General features: G+C 42.9%; 20 protein-coding genes. 11 read left to right on the top strand and 9 right to left on the bottom strand.

The window, feature by feature from the left end:
- Positions 1-136 precede the first annotated feature (136 nt).
- The 3 genes from FMM05_RS18160 to FMM05_RS18150 are packed head-to-tail and all read left to right on the top strand — an operon-like array spanning position 137 to position 3,113.
- Positions 137-382 carry a hypothetical protein gene (locus tag FMM05_RS18160; protein WP_143374843.1) on the top strand — a complete coding sequence of 82 codons (246 nt, stop codon included), beginning with the start codon at positions 137-139 and terminating at the stop codon, positions 380-382.
- A complete protein-coding gene (locus FMM05_RS21305; RefSeq protein WP_143374842.1) occupies positions 379-669 on the top strand; it encodes a type II toxin-antitoxin system RelE/ParE family toxin in 291 nt (96 codons plus the stop codon). The genes FMM05_RS18160 and FMM05_RS21305 overlap by 4 nt, the downstream gene beginning before the upstream one ends.
- Entirely contained in the window at positions 666-3,113 is a 2,448-nt protein-coding gene (locus FMM05_RS18150) for a bifunctional UDP-N-acetylmuramoyl-tripeptide:D-alanyl-D-alanine ligase/alanine racemase (RefSeq protein WP_143374841.1), read from the top strand. The genes FMM05_RS21305 and FMM05_RS18150 overlap by 4 nt, the downstream gene beginning before the upstream one ends.
- A gap of 1 nt (position 3,114) precedes the next feature.
- Here FMM05_RS18150 and FMM05_RS18145 read toward each other — a convergent pair whose 3' ends face one another.
- A complete protein-coding gene (locus tag FMM05_RS18145; RefSeq protein WP_143374840.1) occupies positions 3,115-4,095 on the bottom strand; it encodes a hypothetical protein in 981 nt (326 codons plus the stop codon).
- Positions 4,096-4,355: 260 nt separating this feature from the next.
- On the opposite strand from FMM05_RS18145, the gene mscL reads away from it, so the two are divergent.
- Together mscL and FMM05_RS18135 are read left to right on the top strand one after the other, a co-directional pair.
- Entirely contained in the window at positions 4,356-4,748 is a 393-nt protein-coding gene (gene mscL / locus FMM05_RS18140) for a large-conductance mechanosensitive channel protein MscL (RefSeq protein ID WP_143374839.1), read from the top strand.
- A gap of 253 nt (positions 4,749-5,001) precedes the next feature.
- Complete coding sequence (locus FMM05_RS18135; protein WP_143374838.1) at positions 5,002-5,991, top strand: aspartate-semialdehyde dehydrogenase; 990 nt, start codon at positions 5,002-5,004, stop codon at positions 5,989-5,991.
- A gap of 96 nt (positions 5,992-6,087) precedes the next feature.
- On the opposite strand, the gene FMM05_RS18130 is transcribed toward FMM05_RS18135, so the two are convergent.
- Positions 6,088-6,834, bottom strand: coding sequence for a hypothetical protein (locus tag FMM05_RS18130; RefSeq protein WP_143374837.1), 747 nt, complete (start codon positions 6,832-6,834; stop codon positions 6,088-6,090).
- A gap of 201 nt (positions 6,835-7,035) precedes the next feature.
- On the opposite strand from FMM05_RS18130, the gene FMM05_RS18125 reads away from it, so the two are divergent.
- From FMM05_RS18125 to FMM05_RS18105, 5 genes are all read left to right on the top strand, one after another.
- Positions 7,036-7,380, top strand: a complete 345-nt coding sequence (locus FMM05_RS18125) for a hypothetical protein (RefSeq protein ID WP_143374836.1) — start codon at positions 7,036-7,038, stop codon at positions 7,378-7,380.
- A gap of 256 nt (positions 7,381-7,636) precedes the next feature.
- Complete coding sequence (locus FMM05_RS18120) at positions 7,637-10,015, top strand: TonB-dependent receptor (RefSeq protein ID WP_143374835.1); 2,379 nt, start codon at positions 7,637-7,639, stop codon at positions 10,013-10,015.
- A gap of 19 nt (positions 10,016-10,034) precedes the next feature.
- A complete protein-coding gene (locus FMM05_RS18115) occupies positions 10,035-10,598 on the top strand; it encodes a type 1 periplasmic binding fold superfamily protein (protein WP_143374834.1) in 564 nt (187 codons plus the stop codon).
- A 181-nt stretch (positions 10,599-10,779) separates the two neighbouring features.
- Positions 10,780-11,157, top strand: coding sequence for a DoxX family membrane protein (locus FMM05_RS18110; RefSeq protein ID WP_143374833.1), 378 nt, complete (start codon positions 10,780-10,782; stop codon positions 11,155-11,157).
- Between the two features lie 49 nt (positions 11,158-11,206).
- Positions 11,207-13,312, top strand: a complete 2,106-nt coding sequence (locus FMM05_RS18105; protein ID WP_143374832.1) for a prolyl oligopeptidase family serine peptidase — start codon at positions 11,207-11,209, stop codon at positions 13,310-13,312.
- A 142-nt stretch (positions 13,313-13,454) separates the two neighbouring features.
- Here the strand turns inward: FMM05_RS18105 and FMM05_RS18100 are convergent, their stop codons facing one another.
- The 4 genes from FMM05_RS18100 to FMM05_RS18085 form a co-directional block, all read right to left on the bottom strand.
- Positions 13,455-14,405, bottom strand: coding sequence for a lipid A deacylase LpxR family protein (locus FMM05_RS18100; protein ID WP_143374831.1), 951 nt, complete (start codon positions 14,403-14,405; stop codon positions 13,455-13,457).
- Between the two features lie 2 nt (positions 14,406-14,407).
- Positions 14,408-15,085 carry a monofunctional biosynthetic peptidoglycan transglycosylase gene (mtgA, locus tag FMM05_RS18095; RefSeq protein ID WP_143374830.1) on the bottom strand — a complete coding sequence of 226 codons (678 nt, stop codon included), beginning with the start codon at positions 15,083-15,085 and terminating at the stop codon, positions 14,408-14,410.
- A gap of 70 nt (positions 15,086-15,155) precedes the next feature.
- The gene (locus FMM05_RS18090) at positions 15,156-15,332 is read right to left on the bottom strand and encodes a transcriptional regulator (RefSeq protein WP_143374829.1); all 177 of its coding nucleotides are present in this window, start codon (positions 15,330-15,332) and stop codon (positions 15,156-15,158) included.
- 79 nt (positions 15,333-15,411) lie between these two features.
- Positions 15,412-15,597: a hypothetical protein gene (locus FMM05_RS18085; RefSeq protein WP_143374828.1), complete on the bottom strand. Its 186-nt coding sequence runs from the start codon at positions 15,595-15,597 to the stop codon at positions 15,412-15,414.
- Positions 15,598-15,657: 60 nt separating this feature from the next.
- On the opposite strand from FMM05_RS18085, the gene FMM05_RS18080 reads away from it, so the two are divergent.
- Positions 15,658-16,593 (top strand): hypothetical protein, encoded by a 936-nt coding sequence (locus tag FMM05_RS18080; protein WP_143374827.1) that lies wholly within the window; start codon positions 15,658-15,660, stop codon positions 16,591-16,593.
- Positions 16,594-16,603: 10 nt separating this feature from the next.
- On the opposite strand, the gene FMM05_RS18075 is transcribed toward FMM05_RS18080, so the two are convergent.
- From FMM05_RS18075 to FMM05_RS18065, 3 genes are read right to left on the bottom strand one after another with little or no spacing between them, the layout of a single operon-like run.
- Positions 16,604-17,716, bottom strand: coding sequence for an NAD(P)/FAD-dependent oxidoreductase (locus FMM05_RS18075; protein ID WP_143374826.1), 1,113 nt, complete (start codon positions 17,714-17,716; stop codon positions 16,604-16,606).
- A complete protein-coding gene (locus FMM05_RS18070; protein ID WP_143374825.1) occupies positions 17,713-18,459 on the bottom strand; it encodes a DedA family protein in 747 nt (248 codons plus the stop codon). Before FMM05_RS18070 ends, FMM05_RS18075 begins: the two co-directional genes overlap by 4 nt.
- Before the next feature lie 14 nt (positions 18,460-18,473).
- On the bottom strand, positions 18,474-19,703 hold the full coding sequence (locus FMM05_RS18065) for a dicarboxylate/amino acid:cation symporter (protein ID WP_143374824.1): 1,230 nt from the start codon (positions 19,701-19,703) through the stop codon (positions 18,474-18,476).
- Between the last annotated feature and the right edge of the window lie 205 nt (positions 19,704-19,908).

Here is a 19,908-nt window from a genome sequence, read left to right as displayed (position 1 = left end):
TTGCTGTAAAGTGTAAAACAAAGTTAGAGAATTGTTTGGGATTTTATCCTGATACGTTAAAGTCAATTTTCAACTATTATTAGGAGATATCAAATGATTTATTTAAATTAATTACCTTTGATAAAAAGTAGTGTAGATGAAAACAGAGGCATTAAAAATCAGCGTAGCGCAACGCGTTCTTAACCTGTCAGATGACGGTTTACTTAAAAAGATTTCGAGGCTTTTGGATGAAGAAAATATAGTTGGTTTTGATACAGATGGCAATCCTATAACTAACAAGGATTTTGTACAGGATATTAATTCTGCCCTTTTACAACTGAAAGAAGAAAACATGGAAACATATTCCAGCGACGAAGTAAAACGCAGGATATTAGGCCAATGAAAATTATTTGGCGAAAGAAAGCCTCTGATGAATTAGAAGCTATATACAATTTCATTAAACAAGAGAGTCCACAAAATGCCTTATTGGTTTTCAATAAAATTTTTGACCTGGCTAATTCTCTTATCGTAATACCTGAAAAATACCCTATAGAGCCGTCAGTTAATAATCCGTCTGTACGTTTTGCCGTAATCTGGAACTACAAGATTATATATGCCATCCATAAAAATTCGGTAGTCATTCTTAGAATTTTCAGTACCAGACAAAATCCAAAAAAATCAAACCCTTGAGCGTAAATACCCAGGACATTATACCCGCTATGCATTCCCGTTTTGAGGGGAGGCAGCGCGATATGGAAATAGACAACGTATCTATAGACAGCCGGTCGTTGCAAAACAATATAGGCACGCTGTTTTTTGCACTTAAAGGCCAAAACCGCGACAGCCACGAGTACATAGCCCAGCTTATAGACAAAGGCGTGCTTAACTTTGTGGTAAGCCACATTCCTGTGGAGGTTATTGGCAAGGCCAACTATTTTGTGGTGGAGAACACCCTTACCGCCCTTCAGGATTTTGCCATTTACTACAGGCAGCTGTTTAACTTTCCGGTGATTGCCATAACGGGCAGCAACGGCAAAACTATTGTTAAGGAGTGGCTCAATTACCTTATGAGCCCCGATTATACCATTATCCGTAGCCCCAAGAGCTACAACTCGCAGGTGGGAGTGCCGTTATCAATAATCGGAATTAATGAAAGGCACAACCTGGGCATTTTTGAGGCGGGAATCTCTACCGTGGGCGAAATGGAAAAACTGGAACCCATTATCCATCCGGATTTTGGTATACTGACGAACATTGGCGCTGCGCACGATGAAGGTTTTGCCACCCGTATAGAAAAGATCAAGGAAAAACTGAAGCTGTTTGCTAATGTAAAGACGCTTATACTTCAGCAAAATAAATTTATAGAACAGCAATTGCTGGCCTCCTATTCACTACAAACCTTTACATGGAGTTTTGAGCCGGGTGCCGATGTGCAGGTTGTCCCCTCACCAAAAAATGGTAGTACCCAACTGGAAGTTTTTTATAACGATGCATCATTTACGGCGGCTATTCCGTTTACCGATGAAGCGTCTATAGAAAATGCCATTAGCTGCCTTATGCTTATGCTGCATTTGGGCTACAGCCAGGAAACGATTACCGACAGGCTTGCGGGTTTATTTCCCGTTGAACTACGCTTACAGGTTAAGAACGGTAACAACGGCTGCACGATTATCGACGATAGTTTTAGCTCCGACTACCAGTCGCTTAAAATTGCACTCGACTTTTTAGAGCAGCACAAAACACACCAAAAAAAGACGGTTATCCTGTCGGATGTTTTCCAAAGCGGGTTCGATACCGAATTAGTGTATGCCAAAGTAGCCAAACTGCTTGCCGGGCACAACATTAGCCAGGTTATAGGCATAGGCGAAAAAATTAGCGAGCAATTGGCTGATTTCCCAAATTTCTTTCCGTACAAAACCACGCAGGAGTTTTTGGCGCACTACAAAGCCAGCTCGTTTGAAGACGAAACTATACTGGTAAAAGGCGCGCGTAGCTTTAGGTTTGATGAAATTGTAGTTTTCCTTGAGGAGAAAACCCACGAAACAGTGTTGGAAATTAACCTCAACTCCATTATCCATAACCTCAACTTTTATAAAAGCCGCCTGCAACCTGCTACTAAAATAATGGTAATGGTAAAGGCCTTTGGCTATGGCAGCGGCAGTTATGAAATTGCCAAGGCGCTATCGCACCAAAAGGTCGACTATCTGGGGGTGGCTTTCGCCGATGAAGGTATTTCGTTACGCAATGCGGGTATTAGTACGCCTATTATTGTTATGAACCCCGAAAGTTCGGCCTTTGCAGCTATGGCAGCGTATAACCTTGAGCCGGAAATATATTCGGCCAAAGAGCTGCGTGCCTTTATAGCCGTGGCACAGCAAAAGAATTTAAGCAACTACCCCATCCATATAAAATTAGATACCGGCATGCACCGCCTGGGCTTTGAAGAAAACCAGCTCGAAGAACTTATTGACCTGCTGCGTAACAACAACCTTGTTTCGGTTAAAAGTATCTTTTCACACCTGTCGTCCAGCGATATGCCGGAGTACCGCGACTTTACGCTGGGGCAGATAGCCAAGTTCGATGCGTGGTCGGCACACCTTATGGAGGTGTTAGACATTAGCCCGATACGCCACATACTCAACACATCGGGCATTTACAATTATGCCGACGCGCAATATGATATGGTGCGCCTGGGCATTGGCCTGTATGGCGTGGGCAACGACGAGACGGAAAGCCTGTACCTGCAAACCGTGGGCACTCTTAAAACCATTATCCTCCAGATAAAAGATATTCCGCGGGGCGAAAGCATTGGCTATGCCCGTAAGTACCGTACCTGGCAGCAAACCCATATTGCCACCCTGCCCATTGGTTATGCCGATGGTATACCACGTGCCTGGGGCAACGAGCGTGGCTATGTGGTAATTAATAACCGCAAGGCCGTAATTACCGGCACCATAAGCATGGACATGATGATGGTTAATATTACGGGCATTGACTGTAAAGAAGGCGACACCGCTATTATTTTTGGCGCGGCACCCACCGTTAGCGATATTGCCAAGGCACTGGGCACCATACCCTACGAGATATTAACAAGCATCTCGCAACGGGTTAAGAGGGTTTTTTATAAGGAGTAGTTTATTTTACAGATAAAACCTCAATAATTGTACTGCTAATCTTAATTGCTATTATACCCGATTGCCTGTCAAATCGAATTTGCGGGCAATTGGTTGCATTAGTATATATAGAAGAAGACTGGATCCCTGAATTTACGCTTTCAAGTTTATCCATAATTTCGCCTGTTTCGATATCTATAAGTTTCGGAAATTTATATGTATCCCAAGCCAGTCTGCTATTAATCGCGAAGAAATTTCCGGTAGTATTATCCACCTCAACGGGTTTAGAAAGTTCGTTATTTTTGAAATTCCATACAGCAATATGTTTTGGCGGAAGTATAGGTGGAACCTCATCATCAAAAAGTTCTCCATCTGATGATGCAACTAATATGTGCTCATTATCAATAAAACTTGCCGAATATATTTCTATACCGAAATTATGTGAAAACGTTTTGTCTAACAGTAATGGGTTTTTAAGGCACTCAGCAATATCAAATAAATCAACCAACTCTACCGGATGCCAAACCCATCCGCAAACCATTAAATAGTCTCCATTAGGGCTGATTGACAATCTCGAATGAAAAACGTCCGATGGTTTTCTCCCTTCAATAGCCGTAACAATGTTTCCCGTTTCTACCTCTTCAAAATCGAGCTGGCAATAATCGTTGGGGCAATGTATAAGGTAGGTTGTATTATTTACAGTAACAAATGCAGCGGGGTATTCGTAGGTATCTGCACAATAATACGACCTGTTAATTTCGCGCAGCAGCACTCCGTTCTTTAACAAAAGCCCTTTTGTACCAAGGCGTTGATAAATAAAGGCATACTGCCCATCGGTAGATGTTATTGATCCATCAAAATCAAGACTATAATGATATTGTCCCACTTGCCCTTGCTGCCCATCCGGATAATATATTTTTCCCGCACTTGCCCAGTCAAAAATAGTACCGTTTAACCAGTCAATTGTTTCTAAATAATTTGTATTGATAGTTTGCCGCTTCATAACCTGTTGTAACGTATTAGTATCTATACTCCAAATATACATAAACAGTAGTTCCTGAGCTTTAGGGAAGCGCCATGTTTATAGCAAAATGTTGTACACACACGGCGGAGTTCCGGAGGAACGGCATATAGGCAGCTTACCTACCGGCTCAATTATTAGACTTTAACATCCCTTTACAAGCCGTTAAGAGGTTTTTCATAAAGTGTAGCAATAGTTTTTGTAACTTAGCATATCAATTATACTAACCTTAAAATAAGCTTATGGGATTAGCAAAAGAATTTAAAGAGTTTGCCTTAAAGGGTAATGTTGTAGACCTTGCGGTGGGTGTAGTTATAGGTGCTGCTTTTGGCGCTATTGTAAAATCGCTGGTAGAAGACATTATAACACCACTAATATTAACCCCGCTGTTAGAACGCGCAGGGCTGGAAGATATTAAGCAACTTACCTGGGGTGCCGGTGTAAAATACGGCAACTTTTTAAGTAACGTGCTATCATTCCTAATCGTGGCATTTGCATTATTCTTAATTGTAAAAGGTATTAACTCGCTCCGTAAAAAAGAGGAGGCTGCACCTGCCGCACCGCCTGCTCCAAGCAACGAAGAAAAATTGCTTATGGAAATCAGGGATGCCCTTAAAAGCAGGCCTAACGTGTAATTATGGAGCAGAAAAAAGGCAGTTGGTTTGATGCTATTGGCATCACGCAACTTTTAGTTGAAATTTTATCAATTTTCACATAAAGTGTTTGTTTTATCACACACAGTATAAAAAGACGTTTCCGCTACACTAAATATTCTATTGTTTAACAAAACCGCCTCGTAAAGGCGGTTTTTCTTTGTTATATTTTTGCGTGTTGAAACACTTTTATAACTAATTTTGCGTTAAACGTTTAATTAATAACATAGTAAATATGAAAGTTGCTGTTGTGGGCGCTACCGGAATGGTAGGACAAGTAATGCTAAAAGTACTGGCAGAAAGAAACTTCCCGATAACCGAATTAATTCCCGTGGCTTCAGAGAGGTCGGTTGGAAACGAGATCGAATATAAGGGTAAGAAGTACAAGGTTGTTGGCCTTGAAACTGCCGTGAGCATGAAGCCGGAGATAGCGCTGTTTTCTGCCGGAGGCGATACCTCTAAAGAGTGGGCCCCTAAATTTGCCGCGGCCGGAACTACGGTTATAGACAACAGTAGCGCATGGCGTATGGATACTACCAAAAAACTGGTAGTGCCCGAAATTAATGCCGGCGAACTTACAAAAGATGATAAAATTATAGCCAACCCCAACTGCTCTACCATACAAATGGTACTGGCACTGGCGCCGCTTCACAAAAAATACAATATTAAGCGCGTGGTGGTTTCTACCTACCAAAGCGTTACCGGTACGGGCGTTAAAGCCGTTAAACAGCTGGAAAACGAATACGCAGGCATTGAGGGTGAAATGGCGTACAAATACCCCATTCACCGTAATGCAATACCTCAGATAGACGTTTTTGAAGACAACGGCTACACCAAAGAGGAAATGAAAATGACCCGTGAGACCAAGAAAATTATAGGCGACGATTCTATCCAGGTTACGGCTACAACCGTGCGCATACCTACCGTAGGCGGCCACAGCGAAGCCGTTAACGTAGAGTTTACCAATGATTACGAACTGGCCGATATCCGCACCATTTTAGAAAACACCGATGGTATTACCGTACAGGATAACATTGCATTGTTTGACTACCCAATGCCGTTATATGCCGAAGGTAAAGACGATGTTTTTGTAGGCCGCATCCGCCGCGACGAAAGCCAGCCCAACACCCTTAACTTATGGATCGTAGCCGATAACCTTCGTAAAGGTGCCGCCACCAATGCCGTGCAAATCGCCGAGTACCTTGTTGCAAACGGTTTGGTGTAAACCTTTTTAAACTATATTTATAACCTGTAGCGTTTTAGGATGTTGCAGGTTATTTTGTTTTAGATATTATGGAATTAAAAAATGAAGCCGCTTATATTAACCAGCATTTATATCCTTAATTCTTGTAATTATACTTTTAGTATTTTCAATTATCTTCTCAATCTTTTCCTTTTGTTCAATAACAAGATTTGGTAAAATAATTTTAGTTATAATAACACATGTATTTAGATAATCGAGTTCCGAAGATAACATCAATTCATCTACTTCTTCCTTGTATGATTTTTTCGCTCTGTTTATTTCTGAAAAATGTCTATGCCATCGATTCAAAAAAGTTATCATTTGCATTATATAGATTCCTTTTTCTTGTAATTCAACTGGGTCAATAGTTTTTAAACCTATACCGTTTAAAATTAAAATGGCAGCATGCCCTTTATACTCTCTTCCGTTTGAAAATATTGATAATTGCTCAAAATTATTAGCTAGGTTACTCTGTTCATCAAACCTATATTGATACCACCGTAACGCATCCTGCTTTTTCATTTCGGAAATGACTCTGTTTCTCTCATAATTTAAAGCATCAAACTGCATCCTATTGGCTTTCAGTTGCGCCTGAAAAGAAACGTAAACCAATATTGCCCCAAACAAACCAATTATTGGCGCGGTTAGCCCGCCTATAGTATCTCCAATTTGTCCGGTTGCAGTAAAATCAAAACTTTCGAACGAAAAATTCCGTGTCAATAAAAACACCCAAAGGAATAATAAAATGACTATACCTGTGGAAATTAATATTACCGGCCAATACTTAACATCATACCTTTCTTTATCCAAGTCGTGCTTTTCCATATTAACTACACAAATGATTATAACTTTTGTTTAAAAACATTTTTTTAGCTAATATAACCGTTAAATCTTCAGTAATTGCAGCAAAATTAGTATTCATAAGAAAAATACCCATTGGTGGGGATAACATTTGCGCTTCGTTAAAAATTTCCTAAATGCAACTTTATTGCAATTAATAAAATTCTTTTAGTACCTTTGCCTTTCATGAAAAGAAAGTTCGCATTATTTAACCTGGCACTAATGGCATTGGTACAACTTACCATTGCCTACCAGTCTTTTCATGCCTTTAGCCACAAGCACACTGCCGAAACGCATACGCATGAGGCACACGCTAAGGAAAGCCACAACCTTACAGCCGACATCCAACATGGTGATGACGACTGCCACATTTGCGATTTCCACTTCGACTTTTTTGTTGCCCCGCCGCAATTTTGCCTTACCCTCAATTTTGCTTTTACCCCAATACCTTACAGCTACAGCAATACAGAAAGTGCCACTTTCTTTGCCGGTAGCCTCTTTGCACTACGAGCACCTCCTGTTTTAGCATAGCGTCATTTTAGACCTCACCCCCAGCCCCTCTCCAAAGGAGAGGGGAGCAACTACACCCATACTTACATCTATCAGTAAATTATATTGACGCGATAGAATACAACCTATTTACATCCGTAAGTAGCACGTTTGAGTTCCCCTCTCCTTCGGAGAGGGGTTAAGGGTGAGGACAAACAAGCTACTCGTCACTTAATATCCATCCCTGGCTCCCCTCTCCTTTGGAGAGGGGCTGGGGGTGAGGTCAAATCACATTACCATGCGAATTTATTTCACGCTGCTGGCCGTATTTTTGGCCGGAAGCTGGTGCGCATATTCCCAGGTTACCCTCAGCGGAAAAGTTGCCACCACCCAAAACCAGCCCTTAGATGGGGCGCACATCCACATAGATAACCTGCACGCCATGAGCCTGCCCGATGGGTTGTACAGCCTGCCCGGCATCCCCGCGGGGAGTCACCGCGTGGTTGTATCATACATTGGGTACAAAAGCCTGGATACGGTAGTCGATATCTATCGCAACCTTGTTTTAGATGCCGTCCTGAATCCCGAAAGCACCCAATTGCAGGAGGTGGTGTTAACCGAAACCGCACAGGCCAAAAGTACCGTGCACGAAGACCGGCTCAAGGCCGAAACCATAGAAAAATACAGCAACACCAGCCTGGGTGATGCTCTTAAGGAGATTGCCGGGGTAAGTTCGCTTAAAACGGGCAGCACCATTGTAAAACCGGTTATTAATGGGTTGCACAGCAGCAGGGTTCCGGTAATTAGCAATAATGTTAGGTTGGAAGACCAGCAATGGGGTACCGAACATGCCCCCAATTTAGATATCAATTCCGCCGGGCGGGTATCGGTAATAAAAGGCGCGGGTGCCTTGCAATATGGCGGCGATGCCGTGGGTGGCCTCGTTCTTGTAGAACCCGTTTCCGTGCTAAAGGACACGCTTTTTGGCCGCACGATACTTACCGCCGACAGCAACGGGCGCGGAGGCAGTGTAACAAGCAGCCTGCATCAGGGAGCCGAAAAAGGCTGGGCGTGGAATGCAAGTGGCACATTTAAATACATGGGCGACCGCGAAACGCCTGACTATGTGTTGAGCAACACCGGCAACCGCGAGGCCAATTTTGCAAGCGATGTAAAATACATTGGAAGCAACTACAACTTGCAGGCTACCTATAGCTTTTACAATGCTACCATTGGCATTGCTGAGGCTACACACATTGGTAACGTGAGCGATCTGGTTCGTGCGATTAACAATCAGGAGCCATCGGTAATTAGGCCGTTTACGTATAAAATTGGCGCGCCAAGGCAGGAGGTGCAGCATCATTTAGCAAAGCTGAATTTCAATAAAGATTTGGCAGATGGCGCTACCCTTGCACTACAATACGCCTTTCAGTTAAACCGAAGGGAGGAGTTCGACCTTCGCCGTGGCGATTACGCCAACATAGCAGCGCTCGACCTAACCTTATCAACACACTCCGTAAACGCCGACTGGAAAAAAACCGCAAACAACGCCACGTACAAGGCCGGCGTAAGCGGATCGATGCAGCATAACGATGCGAGTCCGGCAACAGGCATACGTCCGCTAATTCCTAATTACGATAAGTTAGATGCCGGGGTGTATGGCATTTACCAGTATGCCTTTAGCAGCAGCCTTAGCGGCGAAGCAGGCGTGCGTTATGATTTTAGCCGTATAGATGCTACTAAATACTACCAGAAATCACGTTGGGATGCCTTGGGTTATAACGGCGTTTTTGATGACATTATAATAGGCGATTACAGTTCGCAGTGGCTCACCAATCCTAAATTTACGTATCATAATGTTTCGGCAAGTGTGGGGCTACGGAAGGATTTCGGCAACAGCCTGACCCTTTTGGGTAATGTAAGCTTAGCTATGCGCAATCCTAATCCAAGCGAACTTTTTAGCGATGGCCTGCACCACAGCAACGCCACCATAGAGTTGGGTGATTTACGCACCCAAAAAGAAAAAGCCCTTAAATTCTCTGCAACGCTTTTAAAAACCGGCAGCGCGTTTAGTTTTGAGCTTACGCCTTACCTTAATTCCATCAATAACTTTATTTACCTGAGCCCTACAGGTGTAGAATATACTATTCGTGGCACGTTCCCGGTATACAAATACATGCAAACCAATGCCCTGCTTGCAGGCGCAGACCTGCATACCGACTGGAACATTACATCACATCTTAAGCACAGCCTTAACGCAGCCTATCTGCATGCTACCAATACATTGTCCAGCGAGCCGCTTATAGATATGCCACCGTTAAATATCACCAACACGCTTCGCTATACGCTTCAAAATTTTCACAGCCTGTTCGCTGAGGTACGTAGCGAAGCCGTGTTTACCCAAACCCGCTACCCCAACAATAATTTTAATGCCGATGTACCCGCGGGCAACGAGTTAGTGCCTACGCTGGTTAACATCAGTACTCCGCCGCCCGGCTATCAACTACTGCATTTTACAACGGGGGCGCAGTTTGCCTTAGGTAAAACAACGGCCGCGATAAATGTGTCGGTCAACAATATATTTAACACTGCATACCGCGACTATTTAAACCGCCAAAGGCTGTATACTGATGAAGTAGGCCGCAATTTTCAATTACAATTAAAACTTAATTATTAATACTTAAATACATTTCAAAATGAAGAATTTCAAAACCCTTGTCCTTGCTTTAGTAACCATTGTATCGCTTAGCGCATGCAGCAATGATGATACCCCCGCACCGGTAAACGAAGAAGAAGTAATAACCACCCTAACCGCAACTTTTACCCCAACCGCAGGCGGCGCGCCAGTAGTACTAACATCGCGCGATTTGGATGGCGACGGGCCCAACGCACCTGTAAAAACAGTATCGGGTAACTTTGCAGCAGGTATGGCTTATACCGGCACAATAACCTTTTTAAATGAACTTGCCAGCCCGGCCGATAATATTACCGAAGAGGTACACGAAGAAGCCACCGACCACCAGATCTTTTTTCAGCAGAGTGGCTTAGGCACCTTTACGTATGCCGACATGGATGCTAACGGGCACCCTGTGGGGCTAAACTTTACCTACACAGCAGCAGCGACAGGCACAAACGGCAACCTGACCATAACACTGATCCACCTGCCTAATAAGTCGGGCGCTAACGTAGCCAACGGCGATATTACGAATGCAGGTGGCGGTACCGATGCCGAAGCTACTTTTGCGGTAACTGTAGAGTAGCCATAGAATTATTTTAACCACAAATTACCAAATCAACAAATTACCAAATCCACTTGGTAATGGGATTTGTGGTTAAAATTTTCTGTTTATCGATATCATAAAAATTTCATAAAATTATTCAGGATAATTTAGTAGCTTTAGGTAATATTTTTATAATTAGTAACTTATAAACATTTAGCCTATGAATTCTAAATTTACCCAAATTGTAAGGATCTTGCTTGGAATTATCTTAATCGTGTTCGGTGCCAATAAAATTTACACCTTTATCCCCCTGCCGCAACCCCCTGCCGAAGCCGCCGATTTTTTAAAATCACTTGCCGATACCGGCTATGTACTTACCGTGGTAGCCGTTTTAGAAATTATTATAGGCATTATGCTCATCTTTAAACTCTGGGTGCCATTTGCCATATTGGTGCTCGTACCCATATCGCTTAACATATTGTTATTCCACCTGTTTTTAGATGTGCCTGCCATAGCAACAGCACTGGTAGTAGTAGCATTAAACGGAATATTACTGTATAAGCACAAGCAGAAATACAAACCTTTATTTACACAATAATAGTTTTATTTGGGTTATTTTTGTGTGAAATAAACGAGGCCACTTACCCATGAAAAACACCTTAGTTACCCTTACTATGGCCTGTGGCCTTAGCATGACCGCACAAATGAATCCTATCAAAATACAGTACCCGCAAACACGAAAAGACGCAACAACCGATAATTATTTTAACACCGCCGTTCCTGATCCGTACCGTTGGCTGGAAGACGACCGGTCTGCCGAAACTGCCGCATGGGTAAAGGCTGAGAATGAGGTTACGTTTAACTATTTGGATAAAATCCCTTTTAGGGAGGCTATACGGGCGCGCCTTGAAAAATTATGGAATTACGAAAGGATATCAGCGCCTACAAAAGAGGGTAACTATACCTATTACAGCAAAAATAACGGTTTGCAGAATCAAAGCGTAGTTTACCGTAAAGACAAAAATGGTAAAGAAGAGGTGTTTTTAGATCCCAACACGTTTTCTAAAGACGGTACCACATCACTGGCTAAACTCGACTTCAATAAAAATGGCGATTTAGCTGCCTATATGATATCGGAAGGCGGCAGCGACTGGGGCAAAGTTATCCTTATGGATGCCGTTACCAAAAAACCGCTGGAAACGCTGGAAAACATAAAATTCAGCGGCCTTGCATGGAAAGGTAGCGAAGGGCTGTATTATTCAACTTACGAAAAACCCGAGGGCAGCCTCCTTTCGGCAAAGACCGATGAGCACAAACTATATTTCCACAAAATGGGTACTGCCCAAAAGTCGGATAAGGTTATTTTCGGCGACAGCCAGAAAAGAAGGTACATAGGTGCCAGCCTAACCGAAGATGAGCGTTACCTGGTAATCTCGGCGGCGAATTCAACTTCGGGTGGGGAGCTTTTCATACAGGATCTCAGCAAGCCTAATAACCCTATAATTACCGCGGTTGACAACCTTGAAAGCAACAGCCATGTTATTGATAACGATGGCACCACCCTGTACATCCTTACCGATTATAAGGCCCCTAACAATCGCCTGGTTACTGTAGATGCTGCCAACCCGCAACAGGCAAATTGGAAAGATATCATTGCGGAGACCGATAACGTGCTTACCGTTAATAAAGGCGGCGGTTACCTTTTTGCCGCTTATATGAAGGATGCGGTATCGGCCATTAAGCAATACGATTACAAAGGCACACTGGTTAGGGATATTGAATTGCCGGGACTGGGCACTGCTGCCGGATTTAGCGGCAAAAAAGACGACAAAACCCTGTATTATTCGTTTACCAATTATGTTACACCGGGCACCATTTATTCATACGATGTAAAATCCGGTAAATCGGCCGTGTACGAAAAGCCTAAAGTAGATTTCAACAGCGATAATTACATCTCTAAACAGGTATTTTACAACTCTAAAGACGGTACTAAAATACCCATGATAATAACTTACCGTAAGGATTTAAAGCTGGACGGTAAAAACCCAACCATACTATACGGTTACGGTGGTTTCAACCAAAGTGTTACCCCTGCGTTTTCAATAGGCAATGCCGTATGGCTGGAAAACGGCGGTATTTATGCCGTGGCTAACCTGCGCGGTGGTGGCGAGTACGGTAAAAAATGGCATGATGCCGGTATAAAAATGCACAAGCAAAATGTATTTGACGATTTTATTGCCGCTGCCGAATACCTTAACGCCAACAAATATACATCTCCCGATTACATTGCCATACGTGGCGGTTCTAACGGCGGACTACTTGTAGGTGCCGCCATGACGCAGCGCCCGGAGCTGTTTAAAGTGGCGCTGCCTGCTGTAGGCGTTATGGATATGCTGCGTTACCACACCTTTACCGCAGGTGCAGGCTGGGGCTATGATTATGGCACTGCCGAAGACAGTAAAGAAATGTTTGAGTATCTAAGAGGTTACTCACCCGTACACAGCATTAAAAAAGGTGTTAAATACCCGGCAACCCTTGTTACTACCGGAGACCATGACGACCGCGTTGTACCGGCGCACAGTTTTAAGTTTGCTGCCACCCTACAGGAAAACCAGGCAGGCCCGGCACCGGTGCTTATCCGCATTGATGTTAACGCCGGCCACGGTGCAGGAAAATCAGTCAAGCAAAGTATTAACGAGCTGGCCGATATACAATCGTTCACGCTTTACAATATGGGTGTAACGCCAAAATAGTTTACCGTTGAAGTTTACAGTCGCAGTCGCAGTTTTCAGGAGCCGGTCATTGCGAGGGAGGACGACCGCGGCAATCTCACATTATTGTAACAGATGCTTCGGCTCTGTTGCGACTGAGACTGTAAACCGCGACTGAAAACTATTAATGCAGCATGTATGACAACACTATAGAGCCGTAATAATACCCCTCTATAACATTGTTATATAGCTCTTTACCGCGGTAGTTAAATGAGTAAGAGTACGTCCACGCATTTTTGCGGTATTTAACTCCGGCTTCGGCATTAAAGCGGTAGGGCACTAAGGGGAATGTAACCGGACTTTTATCGTTAAAAGGGCTGCCCTCTATGGTAGCATCAAAATATTGGTAGTTGATGTTAGGGTTAACGTAAATGAATAACTCGCGCTGCTCTTTGTATGCCTCAGGGTCGTGATTTAAGGCTGCTCCGTGCAAGGCAGAATCATACATGGGCAACAACAGCCCTTTAAGGCTTATACGCGCCATAATGCCCGCAGAAGCGCCAACCCAAATAGTTCCGGCATCGGCCTGCAACTGCGCATGAAAGTCGACTTTATCTTTAAAAGAGCCTCCTAATATTTTGTGGGAATATAATCCGTTAAGCTGTAACGCGGGTGTGGTGGTTATTTGGTAATTCCACCCCCTAACGGTGTGGTAACCTAATAAATCGTGTAACCCCTGCTGTGCCTGTTCGGCACCGGCTTCGGGTCCTACTACCCCTCCCTGAAAGTTAACTTTCAGTACGCTTTCATTTTTGTAAAAGGTGTTAATACCTGCTTCGGCAAAAAGGTAGCCTGCAAAAGGCCTGTCGTGCACATTAAGTTCTGCCGCCTGTATCGACTGAGGGTTGTAAATATACATTCCCAGCTTAAATTCGGTTATTTTTTTGGCAACATTTTCATTTTTTGCTTTGCCCAGGTAATGGCAAATAAGTTCTATACCCGCCGTGTAATACTGGTCGTTTACAGGCGATGTATACAGGTCGTTATCGGTAACAAAAGAAAATTCAACCGGCTTTTGTGCCGCGCATGCCATTGTAAAAAGCAGGGTTATAATAAAGCCGAAATGCTCTTTCATGACTAATATTCCAGCTTTACGTAACGCATAAGCTTTACTATCCTGCCTTTGCGGCGTTCTATGTACCGTGACGATTTTGTAGCCCTGTATTTAAGCGGGTTGGGAAGTATTGCCGCAATACTGGCGGCTTCGCGCCTGGTAAGGCTGGCCGCATCTTTATGGAACCAATGCTCTGCGGCTGCCTGGGCCCCGTATACGCCTTCGCCCATTTCTATGCTGTTAAGGTACACCTCCATAATGCGCTCTTTGCTCCACAGCAGCTCTATCAGCACGGTAAAATAAGCCTCCATCACTTTACGCACATAGCTCCTGCCCTGCCATAAAAACACGTTCTTGGCAGTTTGCTGGCTAATGGTACTGCCCCCTTTAATTTTTTTGCCTTTTTTATTGCCTTTATAGGCTTTGTACATGGCATCAAAATTAAAGCCGTGGTGGGTCAGGAATTTATCATCCTCGCTGGCAATAACCGCTTTTTGAAGATTAGGTGATATCTCCTCTATAGGCACCCAGTCGTGGCTGCTGTGCATTTCCCGGCCATCGGCTTTTTGTTCAAAAGCACGGCTTATCATAAGCGGGGTAAAAGGAATAGGGATAAAACGCAGCAGGAGTACCGAGAGTACCGATACTACAACAAACCACAGCATCAGCTTATACAATAAGCGGAGTATTTTTTTAAACATAAAAACAACAGGTTAACAGGCTGCGAAATTACGAATTTACCCTTTAGCAAATCATAATCAGGCAGTAAAACTATTCGGCATCATACTCGGTATTTGTACTATCGGCCTCTTCATACTCGTTAATGAGATTCTCTAAAAGCTCCAGTTCTTCGCCATCGGGGGTGTTGGGCTGTGCATGAAAAAGTTCCATAGTACGCCTTATGGCCAATTCGTATTCTGCCTCTGTAGTAATAGTTTTCCAGTCCATTGGTATGTGTTTTTAACGAAGATAAAACTTTTTGCAGAAATTAGAATGCTTATGATGAAACAATTAGCGCATAAATTTACTAAACTTCTTCCTCCTCATCCTCTTCGGCTTCAATGCCGTGTTCTTCCTCATAATCGGTAACCTGTTCTAAAAGTTTTTCCAGTTCTTCCTCTTCGGCAGTACCGGCTTCGGCATTAAATAATTCAATAATCCTGGCAGTTGCTTTTTGGTATTCTTCTTCTGATTGTAGTGGCTGTAAACCCATAGTATTTCTTTTTTACGAAGGTAAAACTTATTATGTATATTTAGTTACAGGCTTTTAAAAATGAAACACCTTATTACCATAATAATAATAATAATAATAATAATGCTATCCCTGCAATGTTTGTATGGGCAGAATGCGCCTAAGAAAGAAGGAGAAATTGTTGTGAAAATTATAGGGCATTATTTTAAGACTGATGAAGATAATAAGATCACTAAAAAAATCAGTAATAGAGCTAACAGGCCCTCTACAGTATTTTATTTAGATAAAAATGGCAGGCTCTTGGAAAAACTTGGTTATGCAAAGCCACACAGCAATGATTTAAAACGTATTGATAATTTTACAACGTATCAATATAATAATCTAAACCTGCTTGTAAAAGAAATCAAATTTTATACCGACGGCGAGAAAACTTTTTATCGTGGATATGAAAGCACGTATAATTATAATGACAACAATAAACCGATCGAAGAATTGAAAAACTTGCATTTTGGTGACTCTGTTAGTAAAAAGATAAATTATGAGTATGACCAAAACGGCAACAAAACCAAAACAATTTTCGAGTCGGGTTATTATCTTGAAAGGCTTTATGATTCAACCAACAGACTAAAAATTAAAAGACAGGTATATAAAAATCAATTAACTTGGGAATATATATACACCTATACCGACTCAACTCGTATTGGCAACTTTACAACATATCACGGCGACGGTGAAGATTATACTAAAGATGAGATCGTGAGGTACAATAACGATAACCAAATAATAGAGAGGGAAGAGATTTACACCAATGAGAATGGTCTTGATACAAAATATAAATATTTTTATAGTAAAGAAGGTTTGTTTGAAAAAACAGAATATTACGAAAGGTTTCTATCACACCAAAAAGACTATCATATAGTATCATATACAATTATAAAAACAGACGGGTTATCTACCAATCGAGATAAGACAGTTGTTGCGATGATAAACAAAATTTTACAATCTGATGATGATTGAGAGTAGAAACTTAAACCAAATCGGCCAGTTCCTGCCCGATAATGCTGCCAATGGCAATACCCATGCCGCCCAGCCTTACACCGCAGTAAACGTGGTTAGATAGTTGCTCTACCACGGGCTTTTTAGCCATACCCATACCCATGATGCCACTCCAGCGGTGGGCGACGGTAAAATCGGTTGTGGGGAGGATAACCTCCCGCAGTAGCTTTTCTAATTGGCTCTGGATGATGTCGGTCTCGCCGAAATCAGTGGTAGTTTCGCCCTCAAAGTCGAGGTTGCGGGCACCGCCAAAGAGTATGCGGTTGCCAATATTTCTAAAGTAATAATAACCTCTGTCGATATGAAATGTACCATTAATATCTAAGTTAAGAATAGGATCTGTAATAAGCACCTGCGCCCGTGCAGGCTTTACAGCACCATTGGTTAATTGCGATGCAAAACCGTTAGTAGCAAATAAAAGCTTTTTAGTGTTGAAGCTAAAATCGCTAAGGGACACCTCAACCCCATCGGCATTTTCGTGATAGGCAGTAACCGTTTGGCTGTTTAGGATAAGAATGTTATGTGCAGCAGCTTCTTTAAGTAACGCCTGCATCATTCGCCCCGTATCTATCTGCCCTTCAAACGGGTTAAATACCAGTTTTTCCTGCGTGCCTTTAAAGCCAAAACGGTCGGCCTCCGTAGCAAAAACATCGGCTTTAAATAACGGGCGAAGCACATCGTTTACAAATGGTAGTTTCCGCAGGCAGGTTTCATAACCTGCAGAATCATTATCCAGGAATATCTCGTATCCGCCGTAGGGCTTAAAATCAATTACGGCATCGCCCAGGCGTTTGCGCAGTAATTGGAGTCCGCTCCAGCGTTTTTGTATGAGGTTTATAACCTCTTCCTCGGAGTGGATATTGAGGTCGTCTATAATTTCAGAAAGGCTCCCAAAACAGGCAAAACCGGCATTTTTGGTACTGGCACCCTGTGGCAGCGGGCCTCTTTCTAAAACCAGTATTTTACTATGGGGGAAACGCTCGCGCAGCCGTATAGCTGCATGCAGGCCTACAATGCCGCTACCTACAATGGTATAGTCGACATTAGAGAACCAACTGTCTATTTCCCACCAGCTGAGTTTCAATTCGGGAAAATGCCTGATTTTTCGTTATCATCGTCATCGGTAGCCTCTTCTTCAAACTCCTTTTCGGTAACCTTATTACCTTTAAGGGCGTTAAGCACAAGTGGCACGGTAGTTATAAGTACAATGGCTATGATAATAAGCTCAATGTGCTTTTTAAGGTCGATATCAAACTTGTTCATAAACAACTCATACAGGTAGTGGCCTGCAAAAATAAGCGTAAACGACCACAGCAGTGAGCTGATGATGTTAAACAGCATGAACTTTTTCTTCTCCATTTTAACCACACCGGCTATAATGGGCGCAAACGTACGGATGATGGGTAAGAAACGCGCAAAGATGATAGCGCGGCCACCGTGTTTTTCAAAAAACTCGTGCGATTGTATAAGGTACTTTTTCTTGAACCAAAAGCTGTCTTCTTTAGCATAAAGGTACGTACCGCTCTTGGCACCAAACCAATAGCCAAAGGTATTGCCTACCACACCCGATGCCGCTACAAGCAGCGCCAGTATGGTAACATTTAAAAAGTCGCCATCAAAACTAAGCACGGTGCTAACCAGTTCTGTACTGTAAATACCCGCAAGGAACAAAAGGCTGTCTCCCGGTAAAAAGAAGCCTGCAAAAAGCCCTGTCTCGGCAAAAACAATAAACAATACTACGTAAATACCAACGGGTACCCCACCTATCTGCAGGTTAATATAAAACTCCGGGTTAATTAACTGCATCCAGTCGAAACCGTTTTCCATATCTCTTTAATTTTTTAATCTGTTTTAGTTTCCCATTTATCCACTGCTGTGGTGGCAAGGGCGTTACCAAGCACGTTAGTCATGCTTCGGGCCATATCGCAAAAATGGTCTATGGGTAATATAAGTGCTATGCCTTCTGGCGGAATGCCAAACATGGCGCAGGTAGCCACCACTACAATAAGTGAGGCGCGCGGCACACCGGCCACACCCTTACTGGTAAGCATTAGCACAAGCAGCATAAGCAACTGTTTTTCTATAGGCATGTCTATGCCGTATACCTGTGCTATGAAGAGGCTTGCAAAGGTCATGTACATCATGCTGCCATCCAGGTTAAACGAGTAACCCAGCGGAAGCGTAAACGATACTATTTTAGGGTCGCACCCAAAGCGCTCCAGTTCTTCGGTAAGCTTCGGAAAAACCGCCTCACTGCTCGTGGTACTAAAGGCAATAAGCAACGGACTCGCCAGCCTTTTTAGCAGGGCGAATAATCGTTTGCCTAGTATTAAGTACCCAACAGATAACAGTAAAATCCATAATAATAGTATGCCGAATGCAAAATCTACAAGGTAGTTGGCATACAGCTGCCAGATATCAAAACCGTAAATAGCTACGGCACCAGCTACTGCACCAAAAACGCCCAGCGGCGCTACCCACATAATATAGCTTACCATTTTTAGCACTACGTGCGATATGGTATCTAATACTTTAATAATGGGCTTGCCAATATCGCCTACAGATGATAGGGCAATGCCAAACATTATGGCAAAAATAACAATCTGTAAGATCTCGTTAGCCGCCATAGCTTCTATAATACTTTTGGGCACTACGTGCACCACAAAATTTTCAAGGGAAAAAGACCCGGTGTTGTGTACAAGATCATCAGCAGGGGCAACATCCTTCATGCTCACGGTAGTATTTTTGCCCGGCTCCAGCCAGTTTACCAAAACCATGCCTAACAACAACGATATTAACGACGCCGATATAAACCAGCCCATGGCCTTACCGCCCACGCGGCCTACCATTTTCATGTCGCCCATTTTGGCAATACCCACCACAAGGGTGCAAAAAACAAGGGGAGCAATTATCATTTGCACCATACGTATAAATATGGTACCCAATAGCTTGATGTTTTTAGCAAAGGCAGGGGCGCTCTCGGGCGCGTTATAAAATACCCACCCACCTAATGCCACACCGGCTACAAGGCCAATAATTATGGCTATAAATAATTTGTTATTGCTTTTCAATCCTGCCTGTTTTAAGCGCGTGAAATTACTGATAATTTTTTAAACGAGCCTTAGTTAATGGTTATTTAAACGGCAGTATCACCGCAGCAGTATGTATTAGCCTATAAATATATAATCAACAAAAACGTAAGAAAAGTATTTAAATGTTATTATTTAATCGTAAATAACCGTTATTACATCGGAATTTAACAATAAGGTTGATATT

This window comes from Flavobacterium zepuense (assembly GCF_007097145.1).
Lineage (GTDB): Bacteria > Bacteroidota > Bacteroidia > Flavobacteriales > Flavobacteriaceae > Flavobacterium > Flavobacterium zepuense.
The sequence above is the reverse complement of the archived record's forward strand: the minus strand, read 5'-3'. Positions and strand labels throughout refer to the sequence as shown.

Bases quoted from the DNA above. Each gene is read 5' to 3' on its own strand.
- FMM05_RS18145 (WP_143374840.1), bottom strand. From the start codon at position 4,095: ATGAAGCGGCAAACTATCAATACAAATTATTTAGAAACAATTGACTGG.
- FMM05_RS18130 (WP_143374837.1), bottom strand. From the start codon at position 6,834: ATGGAAAAGCACGACTTGGATAAAGAAAGGTATGATGTTAAGTATTGG.
- FMM05_RS18100 (WP_143374831.1), bottom strand. From the start codon at position 14,405: ATGAAAGAGCATTTCGGCTTTATTATAACCCTGCTTTTTACAATGGCA.
- FMM05_RS18160 (WP_143374843.1), top strand. From the start codon at position 137: ATGAAAACAGAGGCATTAAAAATCAGCGTAGCGCAACGCGTTCTTAAC.
- FMM05_RS18110 (WP_143374833.1), top strand. From the start codon at position 10,780: ATGAATTCTAAATTTACCCAAATTGTAAGGATCTTGCTTGGAATTATC.
- FMM05_RS18085 (WP_143374828.1), bottom strand. From the start codon at position 15,597: ATGGGTTTACAGCCACTACAATCAGAAGAAGAATACCAAAAAGCAACT.
- FMM05_RS18070 (WP_143374825.1), bottom strand. From the start codon at position 18,459: ATGGAAAACGGTTTCGACTGGATGCAGTTAATTAACCCGGAGTTTTAT.
- FMM05_RS21305 (WP_143374842.1), top strand. From the start codon at position 379: ATGAAAATTATTTGGCGAAAGAAAGCCTCTGATGAATTAGAAGCTATA.
- FMM05_RS18105 (WP_143374832.1), top strand. From the start codon at position 11,207: ATGAAAAACACCTTAGTTACCCTTACTATGGCCTGTGGCCTTAGCATG.
- FMM05_RS18135 (WP_143374838.1), top strand. From the start codon at position 5,002: ATGAAAGTTGCTGTTGTGGGCGCTACCGGAATGGTAGGACAAGTAATG.
- FMM05_RS18080 (WP_143374827.1), top strand. From the start codon at position 15,658: ATGAAACACCTTATTACCATAATAATAATAATAATAATAATAATGCTA.
- FMM05_RS18120 (WP_143374835.1), top strand. From the start codon at position 7,637: ATGCGAATTTATTTCACGCTGCTGGCCGTATTTTTGGCCGGAAGCTGG.
- FMM05_RS18090 (WP_143374829.1), bottom strand. From the start codon at position 15,332: ATGGACTGGAAAACTATTACTACAGAGGCAGAATACGAATTGGCCATA.
- FMM05_RS18115 (WP_143374834.1), top strand. From the start codon at position 10,035: ATGAAGAATTTCAAAACCCTTGTCCTTGCTTTAGTAACCATTGTATCG.
- FMM05_RS18125 (WP_143374836.1), top strand. From the start codon at position 7,036: ATGAAAAGAAAGTTCGCATTATTTAACCTGGCACTAATGGCATTGGTA.
- mtgA (WP_143374830.1), bottom strand. From the start codon at position 15,085: ATGTTTAAAAAAATACTCCGCTTATTGTATAAGCTGATGCTGTGGTTT.
- mscL (WP_143374839.1), top strand. From the start codon at position 4,356: ATGGGATTAGCAAAAGAATTTAAAGAGTTTGCCTTAAAGGGTAATGTT.